11 protein-coding genes are annotated in these 16,988 nt (G+C 51.5%); 3 read left to right on the plus strand and 8 right to left on the minus strand.

Annotation, left to right across the window (positions count from 1 at the left end):
• Positions 1 to 140 precede the first annotated feature (140 nt).
• The 4 genes from RFF05_RS10420 to RFF05_RS10435 all read right to left on the minus strand — a co-directional run bounded on the left by RFF05_RS10420 (position 141) and on the right by RFF05_RS10435 (position 7,348).
• A complete protein-coding gene (locus tag RFF05_RS10420) occupies positions 141 to 1,328 on the minus strand; it encodes an iron-containing alcohol dehydrogenase (RefSeq protein ID WP_409967030.1) in 1,188 nt (395 codons plus the stop codon).
• A gap of 851 nt (positions 1,329 to 2,179) precedes the next feature.
• The gene (locus tag RFF05_RS10425) at positions 2,180 to 5,410 is read right to left on the minus strand and encodes an S-layer homology domain-containing protein (protein ID WP_409967031.1); all 3,231 of its coding nucleotides are present in this window, start codon (positions 5,408 to 5,410) and stop codon (positions 2,180 to 2,182) included.
• Between the two features lie 307 nt (positions 5,411 to 5,717).
• The gene (locus RFF05_RS10430; RefSeq protein WP_409967032.1) at positions 5,718 to 7,007 is read right to left on the minus strand and encodes a MarR family transcriptional regulator; all 1,290 of its coding nucleotides are present in this window, start codon (positions 7,005 to 7,007) and stop codon (positions 5,718 to 5,720) included.
• A gap of 5 nt (positions 7,008 to 7,012) precedes the next feature.
• Positions 7,013 to 7,348 carry a hypothetical protein gene (locus RFF05_RS10435; RefSeq protein ID WP_409967033.1) on the minus strand — a complete coding sequence of 112 codons (336 nt, stop codon included), beginning with the start codon at positions 7,346 to 7,348 and terminating at the stop codon, positions 7,013 to 7,015.
• A gap of 194 nt (positions 7,349 to 7,542) precedes the next feature.
• Here RFF05_RS10435 and RFF05_RS10440 point away from each other — a divergent pair, with 194 nt between their 5' ends.
• Positions 7,543 to 8,109, plus strand: coding sequence for a hypothetical protein (locus RFF05_RS10440; protein WP_409967034.1), 567 nt, complete (start codon positions 7,543 to 7,545; stop codon positions 8,107 to 8,109).
• Between the two features lie 16 nt (positions 8,110 to 8,125).
• Here RFF05_RS10440 and RFF05_RS10445 read toward each other — a convergent pair whose 3' ends face one another.
• The 3 genes from RFF05_RS10445 to rpsT all read right to left on the minus strand — a co-directional run bounded on the left by RFF05_RS10445 (position 8,126) and on the right by rpsT (position 12,708).
• Positions 8,126 to 9,664, minus strand: a complete 1,539-nt coding sequence (locus RFF05_RS10445; RefSeq protein WP_409967035.1) for an N-acyl-D-amino-acid deacylase family protein — start codon at positions 9,662 to 9,664, stop codon at positions 8,126 to 8,128.
• A 163-nt stretch (positions 9,665 to 9,827) separates the two neighbouring features.
• Positions 9,828 to 11,279 (minus strand): sodium:solute symporter, encoded by a 1,452-nt coding sequence (locus tag RFF05_RS10450; RefSeq protein WP_409967036.1) that lies wholly within the window; start codon positions 11,277 to 11,279, stop codon positions 9,828 to 9,830.
• A 1,165-nt stretch (positions 11,280 to 12,444) separates the two neighbouring features.
• Complete coding sequence (rpsT, locus tag RFF05_RS10455; protein ID WP_409967037.1) at positions 12,445 to 12,708, minus strand: 30S ribosomal protein S20; 264 nt, start codon at positions 12,706 to 12,708, stop codon at positions 12,445 to 12,447.
• Positions 12,709 to 12,912: 204 nt separating this feature from the next.
• On the opposite strand from rpsT, the gene gpr reads away from it, so the two are divergent.
• Positions 12,913 to 13,794 carry a GPR endopeptidase gene (gpr, locus tag RFF05_RS10460; RefSeq protein WP_409967038.1) on the plus strand — a complete coding sequence of 294 codons (882 nt, stop codon included), beginning with the start codon at positions 12,913 to 12,915 and terminating at the stop codon, positions 13,792 to 13,794.
• Between the two features lie 150 nt (positions 13,795 to 13,944).
• On the opposite strand, the gene RFF05_RS10465 is transcribed toward gpr, so the two are convergent.
• Positions 13,945 to 15,549, minus strand: coding sequence for a CTP synthase (locus RFF05_RS10465; RefSeq protein ID WP_409967039.1), 1,605 nt, complete (start codon positions 15,547 to 15,549; stop codon positions 13,945 to 13,947).
• 396 nt (positions 15,550 to 15,945) lie between these two features.
• Here RFF05_RS10465 and RFF05_RS10470 point away from each other — a divergent pair, with 396 nt between their 5' ends.
• Positions 15,946 to 16,800 carry a fumarylacetoacetate hydrolase family protein gene (locus tag RFF05_RS10470; RefSeq protein ID WP_409967040.1) on the plus strand — a complete coding sequence of 285 codons (855 nt, stop codon included), beginning with the start codon at positions 15,946 to 15,948 and terminating at the stop codon, positions 16,798 to 16,800.
• Positions 16,801 to 16,988: the final 188 nt, after the last annotated feature.

Raw genomic sequence — 16,988 nt, forward strand, 5'->3', positions numbered from 1 at the left:
ATTGTTTCACCCGATAGATGTAGGGGGGGGTTCCATCCCCTCCCGTGCCTGCGGACGAGGATGGAACCTCGCCCCTACGTTAAAATGCGTGATTAGACCATCCTCGCACCTACATATCCCGTTTTGCGTTCCTAATTAATTTACAGGGCAGCTTTCAAGATGGCCATGATGTCTTCTTTGCCCAGACGCTTCATGCCGCCGATGGTGCGCTTGCCGAAGAAGGTGCACTTGACAGCCAGTTCTTCGATGGTTTCATCGGTGATGGTGACGTCAGGCAGCATTTCGCCAATGCTGACGGGCATTTCCATTTTGCGGAAGAAGTCTTCGGCGGCCACGATGCCAGCCAAAGCGGTTTCCTTGGGGTCATCATAGTTCATGTTCAAGCCCCAGACGTTGACGGCGAAACGCGCAAAACGCATCACGTCTTCATCGCAGACGTAGCGTGCCCAAGAGCCCCACACAGCGGCAAGACCTGCGCCGTGAGCCACGTCGTACATACCGCCCAGTTCGTGTTCCATTTGATGGCTGGCCCAGTCGGTTTTGCGACCGAGGCCTGTCATGTGGTTGTGGGAGATACTGCCAGCCCACATCACTTCAGATCGAGCGGTGTAGTCGTCGGGTTTTTCCAAGCACACAGGGCCATATTGGATAACGGTGCGCATGATGGCTTCTGCGATGCGGTCGGTGACTTCGCTGACGTCGCCCGTGTTGGGGGAGAGATAGCGTTCAAAGGTGTGCATAAGAATGTCCACCACGCCACAGCTGGTTTGGTAGGGGGGCAGGGTGTAGAGCAATTCTGGGTTCATCAAGGTAAAACGGGGGCGGTTCCAGTCGGTGTTACAGCCGCGCTTGAGCATCCCCTCTTCTTTGGTAATCACGTTGGAGTTGCTGGTTTCAGAGCCAGTGGCGGCCAAGGTGATGATGTTGGCGTGGGGCAAGGCAGTGGTGGGTGCTTTGCCGCTATAGAAATCCCACACGTCGCCGTCGTAAGGCACACCCTGTGCGATGCCTTTGGCAGAGTCAACTGCAGAGCCGCCGCCGATGGCCAGCACAAAGTCGACCCCTTCTTTGCGGCAGAGTTCAATGCCTTCATAGACCAGACTGAGACGGGGGTTGGGCAGTGCGCCGCCCAAAGACACGAAGGGCAAGCCTGCTTCATTCAAGGAAGCTTCCACTCTGGCCATCAAGCCACTGCGGATGACGCTACCGCCACCGAAGTGGATGAGGACTTTGGTGGCACCCCAAGCTTTCAGCTCAGCGCCCACTTTTTCTTCCACACCTTTGCCAAAGATAACCTTTGTTGGGGAAAAGAATTCAAAATTGTTCATAGTTCCGCTCCTTTTCAATGTTAAAATACGTATTTGTAAGGGCAAAATTTGTCCATGATTAGTATACCAGAGCATGGGAAAAATTGCAAGGGGAAGTTGTCGGATGTGTGGGGGGTGCGTGCGGTGGGGACGGAACGGTCAAGACCGTTCCCTACGGTGGGGATGAATGGGAATCGCCGTTGTAGGGGCGGATATTATCCGCCCGTGTATCGGTTTGCACCCACGCCCATAGGGATGGGGGTGGGTGCAAACGGTGTGGATGGGGCGTGTGTGGGGGCGATTGACAAAAGATTCGTGTTTATGATATACTTTAGTTGAAGGTGTCACCAAACACGGTGGACGGTTGTGCCTCCCTTTTCTTCGGAAAACAGGAGGACGAATTTACTTTTTTGCCCTCCTGACAGCATTACGTTGAAAAGGAGGGATGCTATGGTTACATATGGCGAATTGTTTCAATTCTGCATTGTGCTTATCAGCGTTATTGGATTGTGTTACACAATTTTTACAAAAAAGAAATAACCGCCCAAGCCCACTAAACTTGACGGTTATTTCTTTTAAACGTTAGGGAGGGCAACCGTTCATCGGTGGCACCTTCTTTATCTATAGTATAGTGAAAATCCTCTTGGTTGTCAAGAGGGTTTTTGTTTTTGCGTGGGATGGGGATGGTGCAATTGGTGGGGACGGGCGGATATGGAATCCGCCCCTACGGGGGTGGGTGTAGGGGCGGATTCTATATCCGCCCGTCCGCCGTTCCACCCACGCCCATGGGGGTGAGGCGCAAAAAAACCACCGCTCGTGAGAGCGGTGGTTTTTTGTATCACGTGAACACGAATGTGTTTGGGTGATGGGGATTAGGTGGTAGTTTTGCTCACAGGATCGATGGTACAATCCTTACCATTTACGGTCACAGTACCAGAAACGATATACTGAGTCTCGTTAAGGGCTACGATACCAGAACTGTTACCAACGGTGCCAGAGATAGTAACATTCTTGGTACCTTCAGTTCTCTCCAAAGTAATGCTACCAGTGTAAGCAACGCCATCATTGTCAGCGCCATCAGTACTATCGCCATCCACAGCCACAGTAATCATATCATTGCCTCCGGTAACGGTGATTGTCACGCCTTCGTAGATGGTTTCAGTCACAAAGTCGGCCAAATCAACATCTTCTTCAGGCATTTCGAAGACATACACAGCAGCTACACCAGCACCTGGGTCAACAGATGCGACTAAAGTAAGACCATCATAGCTGTAGGAAGTCCATCTAGAACCATCGTAACGGACATACACATTTTCGCCAGCTTCAACTTCGTCCAAAGAGGTCTTCCAAGAGCCAGTCTCGCCAGTGAGGCTAACTTTCCAGCTAGTATCATTATTAGAATTTACAACGTCAGCATAGACGATGTCTTCATCTTCTTCATCATCAGTTTCCTCAACTGCAGTCACGAACACATAGATTTCGGAAGCAACGCTGTTTCCGTCATCGGTGGTCACAACATACCAGTCAGCGGTAACGGTGTAGCCCTTGAACATTGCAGTCAGAGCGCTTGCAGTCATATCGAATTCATATCCGTAATCAGCATCAACGTCGCTCATCACGACATCGCAATCGCCGTTGCCAGCAATCATCAGGTTCACAGGCACGCTAGAGGACACATAGTAAGCCAGTTTGCCGAAGTTCAGCACGCTACCAGAGTAGCTGATGGTAGAAGTCACGCTAGCGCCGTCTTCTTCATAGCTGTACACGTCATGGTAGTTGTCGTCGTCTTCAACCAGTTCCATGTCGGAGATGTATTCTTCGGAGTTAACCTTTGCATCTCTGTACAGGTAGCCTTCTTCCAGTTCGTCGATGTCTTCGCTGACATACAGTTCTTCGACCAGTTCGCCATCAACGATAGCTTCCCAGACGTAGTACTTTGTACCTTCTTCATAGGTGAAGTTGGAGGTCTTGTAAGCCAGCATCACATATTCAGAAACGGAGGTGGAGTTGTCCTTAATGCTTTCGCTGTCGCAATTGCTCAGGTCAACAAATGCAAAGGTAACGAAGCTAGTGGAGGTCTTTTCAACCACGCGCACGGTAGCGGTGGTATCAGCGGTAGCGGTAGCAGTAATGGTGGGCAGGTTTTCGATGCCAGTGTAGACATAGATGTCGTCATCGGTATCTTTCACCAGAACCACGGTGCTGTCGTTAGCATACAGACCAGTGTTGCCAGAAGCGAACTCCACAACTGCGCCTTCCAAGACTTCTTCAGTTGCATCGTCGCTAACATCAATATCAACGTCAGCGTCTTCACGGTTGTAAACAGTGTTGTCGAAGTCCTTCAAGGTGTAGTAACCAGTGCTGTTTTGGCTGTAGGTGTACCACATGCCATCATAAGAGCTAACACCATCGGCGTCAACCACATCATCAGCATCCTTGTCGTCAAATGCGCCAGCGTCGGTCTTAACAGTGATTTCTTCATAGGTGCCGTCTGCGAAGTAAGCAGCAGCAATCAAAGAAGCGTTAGAGAAGGTAGAAGTGGTATCGAATGCTTCGATGTAAACATAGTTCTTGTAAGCCACGATGACTTCATCAACAAAGATGATTTTGCCCATGGTATCCAGAACCACAGTTGCATCTTCGCCGATTTCATAAGCTACGCCCTTACCGTCGGTTTCGTCGGTATCGATGCCGGTGGAGTAGGTGTACTTCACGCCGTCCAGATACACGTTGGAGTTTTCGGTGTACTTGGTGACTTCGCCAGTGACGACTTCAGCAGGAGTGACAGATTCGATGTCATACTTGGAGCCAGAGTCCCAAGACAGAGTCACGATGATGTAGTCGTCTTCCACGTAGTCTTCCACGTCGAAATCGTCCACAGACAAGGTGGTGGAGTTCACAGATTGCAACTTGCCAGTTTCTTCGTTGACGAAGGAAACCTTCAGGGTTTCGCTGGTTGCGCTGTAATCAGCAGCAGCTTGCATCAAGTAAGGCTTGATGGTGACGATGGTGATGTTGCCGTCATTGTCTTCAAACACTTCAGTGGTGGTGCCGTTGTTGGAAGAAGAGCTGTTAGAAGAGCTGCCATTGTAAGCATAGTCTTCTTTGTCGGTTTGTTCGGTGATTTCGTCAGCCATAACCAGACCATCCTCGTACACGGTCATGGTCTTGTCTTCGTCTTTCACGTAATCCTTGCCAACCAAATCATACATGGTGTCACGGGTCACGCCGTTTTCGTAAGAAGCGATCAACATATCGGTGTTCACGAAGGAACCGATCTTGTCGTTCTTGTAGTACCAAGTGGAGACGGGACGGCCGAAGGCATCCAGATCGTCATCGATGTCCAATTCCAGCTTGGAGAAGTACATTTCGCAGAATTGCATCAGCAGGTCGCCATCAGAAGTGCCACGATAGTCGTTAGACAAAGTGTTGGTGACTTCGCTGTACTTGCCAGTGATGCTCAGAGCCACGTCGTCGCCGATGGTCAGGTTGGTGGTAGAACCATATTCAACCATGGTAGCGGTCATGGTGTTCAGAGCGTACAGGCAAGCTTCTTCACGGGTCATGGAAACGAAGCCATCGTAATCGTCATCGCCGTCGTCTAGGCCAATAGCCAGAGCCAGCTTTTGCACGTTTACAGACCAGTTAGAACCGGTGAAGCCTTCTTGGGTGGAATCATAACCCAGAGCGCCCAGCAGCATCTTCATGAATTGCACGCCGGTCACTTCGCCAGCGGGATTGAAGGTGCCGTCAGCATAACCAGAGACGATGCCTTGGTTTGCGCAGTAGGCAATGTAGCCAGCGAACACGTGGTCAGCTGCTACGTCGGGATAGGGAGCGGTGTCAGCGCCCAGAGCGCCAGCGGTGGTGGGCCCAAGGATCAGGTTGCAAATGATTTTGCAAGCTGCGCCACGGGTTAGGGTTGCGGTGGGGTCGAAAGTGCCATCAGTGTAACCACTGATGATGTCCATAGCATACATCACTTCAACTGCTTCGCTATAAGCGATATCAGTGTCGTCAGTGAAGGTTGCTGCGGAGGCGGAGATGGTGACCAGAGACATGGTCATCACCAGAGCCAGTGCCAGAGAAAGGAACTTCTTCATAGGACTTAGTCCTCCTTTAAATAATCAATCCTCTAGCAAGTTGCCCCTGTCCAGAATTCATGTTGGGGCTAGCCGATACCTACATCAGCTCTGGAAAGAGATAGAAAATCCCCTTGCCATTGGATTGTTAGGCATAGATTACCCTATTTGGAAGTCATTGTCTATAGTTGGACGGTAACTGTAACGTGTTTGTGATATTTGTGGTCGTTGGTGCGTATTTTGCAGGAAAATAGTAACGGATAGGGGGTGGAGGATGCCACAGGGAACGGCGAGGGCAAGCCCCCGCCGTTTTTATCCATATTCCATATTACAAAAAATATCGCTGTTTCTCCTGTCGCACAAGCCCCTGCGCCACCAGCTTTTTCATCAGCACGGAGCATTGCTGGGGCGGAAGCCCCAAATGCTCTGCCAAATCTTTGCGGTAGGCCATGGTGTTGGCTTCTAAATACGCCACCACGGCGTGGGCTTGCTGGTGGGGGTGGACGATGGCAGAGGGCGGATAATACCGCCGCCCCTGTTGCACCAGTTTTCCATGGGTGACCCATTGCTGCAGCCGTTGATAGGCGGTGGGGGCGTCCAAATCCAGCAAGTCTTGGGTTTGGGCGGTGGTGATATAACCGCGCTGGGTCACGTAGCCTAGCACGGTGCCCTCACCTTGCTGGCGCAATTGCCACGCTTGGCGCAAAATCTGCAACGTACACTGGTCTAGGCCCCCTTGCACCAGCGCCCCACGGCACAGCCGTGACAGACGGTCAGGCAACATGGCATCCCCAGACACAGGGCCACGAATCACCAATGTTTCCCCACTTTGGGGCGGAAAACTGCGGAGAAATGACAGCAATTCCCCATCTATAGGGGTGTTTTCTGGGAGAAAGACTCCTTTTTTCAAATTGAAATCCCCCCATTTCAGCTTCACCATCTCTCGTCGTCCCATGCCAGCCAGCCACGCAAGGCGCAAGGCGATGCCCTGTGGAGTGGTGCCCTGTGCGTCGAGAATTTGCAAGAGTTTCAAGGTGTCGATGGGCGGTGTGGTGGACTTTCCTCGTGTTGCGGTTTCTCTCGCAGGAGCGCCCATTGGGCGTCCGTCCTCCGATGGCGCGACAGTTTGGGTTATATAGGGGGCAAAATGGGTTTGGAGCGTCAGCATGGACAGCCCACTATGGCGGCAGGCGGTTTGCCAGTCGACCTGCTCCATCTGGCGCAATATGTAGTCATGGCGCAGGTCCACCAGTCGGACGGTGGGTTGCCCCACAGCATCTAATGCGGCACGGATTTTCCGCGACACCACCTGCGGTGCTGGGGGTTTGCGCCCTTTTCCATCCCCCAACACCACCAGCATTTGCTGTGGCGGTGCGGCGGCTTCTAGGGCGATGAGATGCTCTAACAGAGCAGGGCAAATGGGGATGCGGCGATTGTCCACGGTGATGATTTGCTCTAAAAATAGCACATGGTCCCATGTGAGCGCCAGCAATTCCCCACGGGTGAGGCCTGCCAGCCAGCCCAAGCGGAGCACGGTGCCCACCATGTCCAAGGGATGGGCGGTCAGGGCTTGGGTCATGGCATCGGCATCGGGGCGATTGACGATATAATGTTCCATGGGCGTCACCGCTGTACGCTGGGGAGGGTTTGCCATGCTTGGTGGCGGATGGGGGTGCCTTCTATCGGCCAACAGCCCCAATTATCCACCAGTCCGCCTTGCAAAATCTGGTTCTCCCCCACCACCAACAGCACATCGCAGTCTTGGGTGGCCTGTGGCAGAATCAACGACAGACTGGCTACGTATCGATTGCGACGGATGACCTTGCCACGGAAGTGGCTTTTTTGCCCCTGAAAGTCAAAAAAACCCTGCACCTCTGCACCAATTACTTGCAGAGTCAGGGTTCCCTTTTTAGGGGAAAATTGTCCTTTTAAGATGACGTTATATTCTGTTTTTTCCATAAGGTAATCCTCCTTTTTTGCCCATTGTAAAGGGGGATTACCGTATGCAAAAGAGACAGATACAGCCAAACCGTCGAAGTTTTAATGTATCTTTATGGTTCGTGTGTTATTGTAACGAGATAGTGAAGCTGATATACTAAGGTAGAACGACGAAGACGCCGTACCCTACAAAACCTTGCAATAGGAGGTGCGCCATGCAAATCGAACACACCAAACAAGCCCTTGCCCAAGCGTTACTGGATTTGATGTCCACCAAGCCCATTGAACAAATCACCGTCCAAGAGCTTGCCACCGCCTGCCACATCCGCCGCCAATCGTTTTATTACCATTTTGCCGATGTGTATGCTTTGGTGGATTGGATTTTGACGCAGGCCAAGGCCTCCTTTAGCGATAGCTGGGAGGATTTTTTAAGCTGGCAAAGCTATTTGACTGCCCTGCTCACCCATTTGGATGCACAGCGCAGTCAATATCAGCCCGTGGTCAACGCCTTGGGCTTTGGATATTTGTATCGGATGTTTCAAGGGGATGTGCAACTGTTTTTGCGCAAGCTGATCCTCCATTACGCCCCCACGCCACCCTCTGAGCAGGAGCTGGGGTTTTTGGTATACTATTATAATAAGGTAGTGGCCAGTTTTTTGGACAGTTTTTTGCGCCAAGAATTGCCCTATAGCAACCGCGAGTTGATTGCCCATTTGGATGCGTTGGTGAGTGACCACGCCCGTGGCGCCATGTTGCGGTATCTGGGAGACACGTTGGACTAAGGGTGACCTTAGTCCTTTAGTCTTTCACCTTTTGTCCGCCCACGAACACCCAATCCATGCCTTGCGCCAGTTGATTGGGCTGGGCAAAGGTGGCGGTTTCGTGGATATTCTCGGGGTGGAACACGCAGATATCTGCGTCCATGCCCACAGCAAGGCGCCTTTTGGTGGTCAAGCCACAACGACTGGCTGGCAAGGCGGTAATTTTGTGGATGGCTTGGGGGAGGGTGAGTATCTTTTTCTCGCGGACGTAGGTTTCAATGAGCCGTGGATAAGCACCATAGACCCGTGGGTGGCATTTGCCTTTGGTGGGGTAGGTTGCGTCGGAGATGACGGTGGTGTAAGGTTGTTGCAACGCCAGAGCCATGTCTTCTTCTCGGACGATGAAGTCAATCATCGTGGCGGTACACTGGGTATCAAGCAAGGTTTTGAACAGAGCGTCGTAGCCGTCGCAGTCTGATTCTTTGGCAATTTGGGTCAAAGTCTTTCCCTCTGCGGCGTCATAGCCTGTGACCACCACGTTCTCAAACCCCACCAAGGCGATGATATTTTCGTAATCGGTGGCAGTGGCCATGCGCTGGCGCAGTGCGTTACAAGCATGAGGGTCTTGCAGCATCTCCAGCACACGAGGGATGCCCCCAGCTTTCACCTCCGGGGGTAGCAGATGGAGCAGTTGGGTGGAGCCAGCGGTGTATGGGTAGACGTCACACATGACGTCCACGCCATCCGCTCTGGCATGGGCAATGCGTTGGAGCATGGTTTCCATCGTGTTATCACGGTTGCCAATGGCTTTGAGGTGGCTGATTTGAAGGGGCGTATGGAGATGGCGCGCCAAGGCAATGGCTTCCTCTACAGCAGACACCACCCCTGCCCCTTCTTGGCGCAGGTGAATGGTAAGCAGGCGACCACTGTTTTGAAGTGGCGCCAACGCTTGGCACAGTTGCGCTAACGTGTAAAAACACTCTGGTGCATAGCCTAAACCCAGCGATACCCCCACTGCACCATCCGATAGGGCTTGTTCTAGATGACGGTGGTACGCGGTCAATTGCCCAGAGGTGAGGGGCGCATCTCCAAACCCTGCCACCAATGTCCGCAAAGTGCCACCGCCTACCAAAATGCCATGATTTACCACTGTAGAGGCAACGTTTAAGCGCTGTAAATACCCTGCCACATCCAAGCCCAACCATTGGGTGGGTATTGCACCTGTGATGGGTGTCAAATAGTTGCAAAAGGTTTGGAATTGCGTTTCATCTCCACTAAGGGGCACCGCCGACAATCCACAATTGCCATGAATCAAGGTGGTAAGCCCTTGGGCAAGATGGAGCGCATCAAAATGTCGAGGCTCTTGGGTGAACACAGCCACTTCCCCATGGCGATGTATATCGATAAACCCCGGTGTAACACAGCGTTGCTCTACATCGATGGTTTCCACCGCTGTGGCCGTTGCCAGATTGCCAATGGCAGCAATTTTACCGTCTTGGATGGCAAGGTCACCATGATACGAATCAGCACCTGTGCCGTCGATGATGGTGGCATTGCGGAGTATAGTTTGAAACATGGACGCACTTCCTTTCGTTTATACATGGTAAAGCAATTCCTTTTAACGCAGGGAACGGTCTTGACCGTTCCGCTTTCCCACGCACATCATATCATGGGGAGCGGAATGGTCAAGACCATTCCCTACACTTTTCACCCTGTGACAGGTGCATTCATAATTACAATTAGTCTTCTTCGTAAGCAAGTTCTGTGGTTTGCACCTTGGGAGGCATCACCATAGAGAAAACGACAAACAGAGCCAGACCCACAAGCAAACCAGGGATGATGGGTTGGCTGAAAGTCATGCCGAAGATGGACATCTTCAGTTGTTCCAGCCAGACAACCACAGCAGAGCCACCAATCAGGCTGGCGATGGTGCCTGCGGTGGAAGCGCCCTTCCAATAGTGACCCAGCACATAGGGGAAGAAGGAGCCAGCGGCACGGAGGGTGAAGCAGTACATCAGCAGAGTGACGATGCTAGAGGTGTTGAACAGGGCGATGAACATAGAGGCCACACCCACCAAAAGCATGGTGATTTTGGTGACTTTCATCACTTCTTCGTTGGTAGCGTCTGGCTTCAACACAGCACGATAAATATCATTGGCGAAGATGGAGCCAGCGCCCAGCAAATCGGAGTCAGCAGAAGACATGGTGGCAGAGATGATACCAGCGAACAGCAGACCGCAGATGATGGCAGGCATAGCTTCCATAGCCAGCACAGGCAGAGCGTAACGAGCGCCAACACCAGCGAAAGCGTCTGCGTCGAAAGAGCCCATGTTGATCAAAGCCAGAATAATCACACCCAGCACAGCAGGGATGAAAGCGAAGATGAAGTTGATGATAGCAGCCATGATGGAGCCTTGCTTAGCGGCCTTGCCGTCACGGGCAGCATAGTAACGAGACACAGCTTCTTGGCCCACGGTGAAGGTAGCCACATACATAACGGTCAGGCCAATCACGTCGGTCAGGCTGTAGCCAGAGAACAGGTCAAAGGCTTCAGCAGGCACGTTTGCAACCACATTGTCCCAGCCGCCAGCCAAGTTGGTGGCGAAAGGTACAGCGATGATCATACCAGCGATGATCAAGAACACTTGGATGAAGTCAGTCAGGGTGACAGACCACAAACCGCCCATGATGGCGTAGATGGTGACAACCACAGCCACAATCACGGTAGCCATGGAATAGCTGATGCCCAGCATGGTGGACAGCACCACGGCAGAGGCGATGAATTGACCAGCAGTCAAGCCAATCAAAGGCAGCAGCATGATGATAGCGGTGATCAAACCAGAGCTCTTGCCGTAACGACGGCGGAAATATTCGGGAACTGTTTTCACAGTAGCGGCACGGAACTTAGGTGCCAAGAAGGTAAGGATGACAAAGGCGAAGCCCATGGTCATGATGTACCAAGCGGCACTGATACCATAGGTGCCCATACCGTTTTGGACAACGCCCAAGGAGCTACCGCCACCGATTTCGGTGGCAGCCAGAGTACCAGCCATCAGGAAGGGGCCTAGGCGGCGACCAGCCACCATAAAGTCAGCGTTGGAGGTAATGCGTGTAGAGGAATACCAGCCGATAAACAGCATAGCGATGAGATAAATCACCACAATGGCAACCACAGTCATGTTGATTTGCATTGTTTTCTTTCTCCTTTAAAATTTTTCTTTTTCCCTCTCGGAAGATACTACCCATGTTACCAGAAAATGAACAAATTGTAAATAGATGAGGAAAAATTTTTTCTTTTTCCCGAAAGGGCATCTTGCCAAAGGGGCAGGGGGGTTTTTCCCACTGCCGTGGGGGGCTGCTGCCGCAGGGGCGCCACTGCCGTGGGGGCTTTTTTCGCCTCTGCCCCTTGTAGGGGCGGCTATTAGCCGCCCGTGGAAATCAATTGCAATTTGCTTCACCCTGTTGGATTTGTTTTTGATATAGTTTACCCACTCCGTGGGGGCTGCTGCCGCAGGGGCTTTCTCTGCCCTCTCCCCTTGTAGGGGCGCGCATTGCGCGCCCGTGGAAATCAATTGCAATTTGCTTCACCCTGTGGGATTTCTTTTTTGATAGACTTCTTCCCACTGCCGTGGAGGGCGCTCGCCGCGCGGGCGTTACTTTGCAAAGATGCAAAGTAACCAAAAATCTTGCACGTGGCAGATGACCACGCGTGGTCATCTGTCTCACGTGCTCCCATTTTATACGGATGGTGGGTATGAGTGGGTGCGGTGCTATTGGGTGGGTTTCTCACACCCGTTCAGCTTTTCATGTGGGATGCGCGTACCAACGCTGATTGCTGCCGCACGTTTGTCGTACGATGACATGGGAACACGCATTTGAGGTGCCTTAGATTGTGGACGTCGATGGGTGCGGTGGCGCTGGGGGTGCGCTGATCTGCGGTCAGTTTGGTTTGTATGCAATGGTGTTTCCTTGTAGGGGCGCGCAATGCGCGCCCCTACAAGGAAACACCATTGCACCACACCATACCCGTAATCTAGGCACCCCAAAGAAACCGCACCATTTTTCTGTAACATCGCAACAGGGCGAAGCCCGACAGAATACTTCGCGTCAAATCAGGCCACTCAGTGCCGTTCAAAAAGCCCAAGCACCCCAGTGATGAACCCCCGTAAAAGCCCCTTTTTTCACTCGACCGCAGTCGTCGTGAAAAAATCGTTTTTTGATTCTTTTTTTCGACAAAAAAAGAATGCCCCACCGGCAGGTGACCCGTCCGGTAGGACGCCCCTGGGTTAGCAGACCGCCCCGTAGGGGCAAAAGAAAAAGGACATCCTTTCGGATGTCCTTCTGGTTTGACTTCAATTAGCCAATCTTGTTGAGCTTGAGAGCCATTGCGCTCTTTTTGTGAGCAGCAGTGTTCTTGTGCATTACGCCCTTGCTAACAGCTTGATCGACTTTTTTCACTGCAACTTTCAGTGCGCCATCGGCCTCGGTGCGATTGCCTTCAGCGGCAGCAACCTCGAACTTCTTAATGGCAGTCTTCAGATCAGACTTAGTAGCACGGTTACGTGCATTGCGCACCTCACTGATGAGTACACGCTTCTTAGCGGATTTAATATTTGGCAAACCATACACCTCCTTAGGCAAATTCACGCGGAATTGCAATTTCAATCACAACACCATGCAGATAGTTATTTTAACAGGGTTTGGAGTAAAAAGCAAGTGTTTTTTGAAAAAAACTTTAATTTTTTTCTTTCTTTTTGTATATTGTGGTGAAATCTGCAAAACATAGCACCAAGACACAATATTTAGTAGAGGGGATGGAGAGCTATGACCACCAAACGAACGGATTTAGCCCTTGAAGCCAGAGAGCTTTACCAAGAGTCCTGCGAAAAAACAACACATCTCCACGGGGTAAAAGCCACAAAACGCCGCCAAGAAGGCTATGGCATCACCGTGGTAGAGGTACTGACCCCCCGTGGTGCAGCGCTAATGGACAAACCTCAGGGCACCTATTGCACCATTGATTTGACCAGTTTTTGGGAGCGAAAATCTGACTTTTTCCCCCGTGCTGTCCGTGTTATCGCCCACCATTTGACCCAAATGATACCTGAGACAGGCAATATTTTAGTGGTGGGGCTCGGCAACCGCGCCATGACCCCTGATGCCATCGGCCCACAAACCGTATCCCATTTGTTGGTGACCCGTCACCTCCACAAAGAAGGTGGCTTATTTGCCAGTTTTCGACCCGTCAGCACCCTTGCCCCCGGTGTGTTGGGTACCACTGGCATGGAAACACTGGAAGCGGTTCGTGGGGTGGTGGGGCAAACCAAACCCAGCGCTGTAATTGTGGTCGATGCCTTGGCGGCACGACGGACAGAACGGCTATGCAACACGGTGCAAATTGCCGACACAGGGCTGATTCCCGGCTCTGGGGTGGGCAATCACCGCCAAGGACTCAACCGCGAAAGCTTAGGCGTTCCCGTTATCGCCGTGGGCATTCCCACGGTGGTGGACAGCGTCACATTGTGCATGGATGCCCTAGACGATGCTGGTGCCAATCACCCTCTCTGGGAACACATCCCCCACATGATGGTCACCCCTCAAGACATCGACGCTCAGGTGACCGATTTGGCCAAACTCTTAGGCTATGCCATCACATATGCCCTACAACCCTTAGAGTTGGAGGACATTGGGGCGCTGTTGGGGTGAGGGATGAATGGGTGTGTAAAAACGGCGGGGGCAAGCCCCCGCCCTACAAAAGGTGGTATAGCGTAGGGCGGGGGCTTGCCCCCGCCGTTTCCTAAGCTACATAAATATGACGTAGGGAATGGTCAAGACCATTCCCTACGTTATTCGTCTTTACCCTTCCATGTTCTCCACGGAGGCTTTGATAAAGCCGTAGAACAGGGGGTGTGCGTGGTCAGGACGGCTCTTAAATTCGGGATGATATTGAGCACCAACAAACCAAGGATGCTCAGGGATTTCCACCACTTCTACCAGATTGCCATTGGGGCTCAGGCCTGCCAACAGCATCCCCTTTTCTTCCACAGCGGTGCGGTAGTCGTTGTTAAATTCAAAGCGGTGACGGTGACGTTCAGAAATTTCAGACTCACCATACAATTCCAAACTGCGGCTTCCTTGGCGAAGTACGCAAGGGTATTTGCCAAGACGCATGGTGCCGCCTTTTTCGGTGACATTGATTTGGTCGGGCATGAGGGCGATGACAGGGTGGGTGGTGGTTTCAGAGAACTCTGCGCTGTGGGCATCGGCAAAACCCACCACATTGCGAGAGAATTCTAGCACTGCCATTTGCATCCCAAGGCAGATGCCAAAGAAGGGCACCTTGTTTTCACGGGCATAACGGATGGCGGTAACCATCCCTTCAATGCCACGACCGCCAAAGCCGCCAGGTACCAGCACACCAGAACAATCTGCCAGCTGTTCATCCACATTTTGTGGGGTCAAGGTTTCAGAGTCCACCCATTTAATGGTGACAATGGCATCGTTGGCAGTGCCAGCGTGGCTCAAAGATTCCACCACAGACAAGTAGGCATCGTGGAGTTGAACATACTTGCCCACCAAGGCGATTTGCACTTTTTTATGGGCTTTTTTCGCCCGTTGCACCATGGCGCTCCATTCACGCAGGTCAGGCTGATGGGTCAGCAGACCCAGCTTACGGCAGGTCACGGTGTCAAGCCCTTCCTTCGCCATCAGCAAAGGCACTTCGTACAGGGTTTCGGCTGTGGTGTTTTGGATGACGCAGTCAGGCTCAATGTTGCAGAACAAGGCAATCTTTTTACGCACATCTTCGGTCATGGGGGTGTCGCAACGGCAGACCAAAATATCAGGTTGAATGCCCAGACCCAGCAATTCTTTCACGCTGTGTTGGGTGGGCTTACTTTTCAGTTCCCCAGAGCCGGGCACTTCCACAATCAAAGGCACATGGATGAACAACACATCGCCACGGGGACGCTCGGCTGCCACTTGACGAATGGCTTCTAGGAAGGGTTGGCTTTCAATGTCACCCACGGTGCCACCGATTTCGCTAATGACCACATCCACCCCTTCTTCTGCCAAGGCATAGACACGGGATTTGATTTCATTGGTGATGTGGGGGATGATTTGCACAGTGGCCCCCAGATAGTCGCCACGGCGTTCACGGTTCAATACGTTCCAATAGATTTTACCAGAGGATACAGAGCAGTTGCCGTTCAAATCTTCGTCTACGAAGCGTTCGTAGTGACCCAAGTCCAAGTCAGTTTCTGCACCGTCTTCAGTGACGTACACTTCCCCGTGTTGATAGGGGCTCATGGTGCCGGGGTCCACATTGAAATAAGGGTCAAATTTTTGGTTGCGCACCTTCAACCCACGCTGTTTCAGCAGACGCCCCAAAGACGCACCGCAAATCCCCTTGCCCAGACCAGACACCACACCGCCTGTGACAAAAATATACTTTGTTGACATAATACTATTCCCTCTCTATCCAGTCCAAAAATGGACAATTTTATAAAATAAAAACAAAAATACGCACCGTTGAATTGATTTTGCGGTGAAAAGTCCCTTGGGTTTTCCAAGAGCTTTCAGCGACAATTCACAGTGCGACAGCGAAACAATATACACTTGCTTGGCACGCACAATGGCGAACCTCGCTCTTAAAAAATACCTTTTTACTATACCATCGTCCCTCTGTCTTGTCAATGAAAATTGCCACAGGTTTTGTGTGGTATTTTCGGGAAAAAATTGCCTCCTTTTTGTGAAAGCTGACAGAATTATACAGTCTTCCATTTATATCTTTACAGCCACGGAGAAAAAGGGTAGAATAAGATTGAACACTAATTTTAAACACAAAGGAGCACTGCCATGAAACTGGTGACCTATCGCCTTGCGAATCAAGAATTTGTAGGCGCGTTGTCCGCTGACGAAACCGCCATCCACACCTTACCCTTCCCTGACATGAATGCCCTCATCCAAGGCACCACCATCGCTACCCTGCCTGCTTTGTTGGCAGACGCGCCCACCGTCTCCATGGCAGACGTGGAGATTCTCTCCCCCATCCCTTGTCCCTTGGCGGATGCCATCTGCCTTGGCATGAATTATTTAGACCATGCCAAAGAGGCTGCCGCGTTTAACCACCAAAGCTTTGACCGTGATGCCATGATTCCCGTGTATTTCTCCAAGCGTGCCACACGCACCGTTGACCCCACTGGCATCATCCCCCGCCATGCAGGACTGGTGCAACAATTGGACTACGAAGCTGAATTGGCTGTGATTTTAGGCAAGGATGCTTTTAATGTGGCAGAAGAAGACGTAGCGGACTATATTTTCGGCTACTCCGTGGCCAACGACGTGTCCGCGCGGGTTCTGCAAACCAAGCACAAACAATTCTACTTTGGCAAAAGCTTAGACGGCTATTTCCCCATGGGCCCTTGTATTTTAACCGCCGACAGCGTGCCCTATCCCCCAGAATTGGCCATCTCCTCTAAGGTCAATGGCGAACTGCGCCAAAACTCCAACACCAATCAACTGATGACCACCATCAGCCAACTGGTGGCAAATCTATCTCGCGGCATGACCTTAAAAGCTGGCACCATTTTCCTCACTGGCACCCCTGCTGGTGTGGGCATGGGCTTCCACCCTCCCAAATTCCTAGAAGTGGGCGACGTGGTAGAATGTGCCATCGAAAGCATCGGCACCATTTGCAATACGGTAAAATAATTGCCCGTCCATTACCACTTGTGTTGCCCTTGTGATAATTATATGAAAACAGGGAACTTCCCCTGATAAAAATGGAATTGCGTTATGATTTTTCATACCGCAGTTCCATTTTTTGTGTTGTTTTTTGTCGAATCATGTGATATAATGAAAAGGCAAATACGGTGAAAATAATCACTAAATATAATATA

The sequence above is a fragment of the Bengtsoniella intestinalis genome (assembly GCF_039719005.1).
In the GTDB taxonomy this organism is placed as follows: Bacteria; Bacillota; Clostridia; order Oscillospirales; family Oscillospiraceae; genus Oscillibacter; species Oscillibacter intestinalis.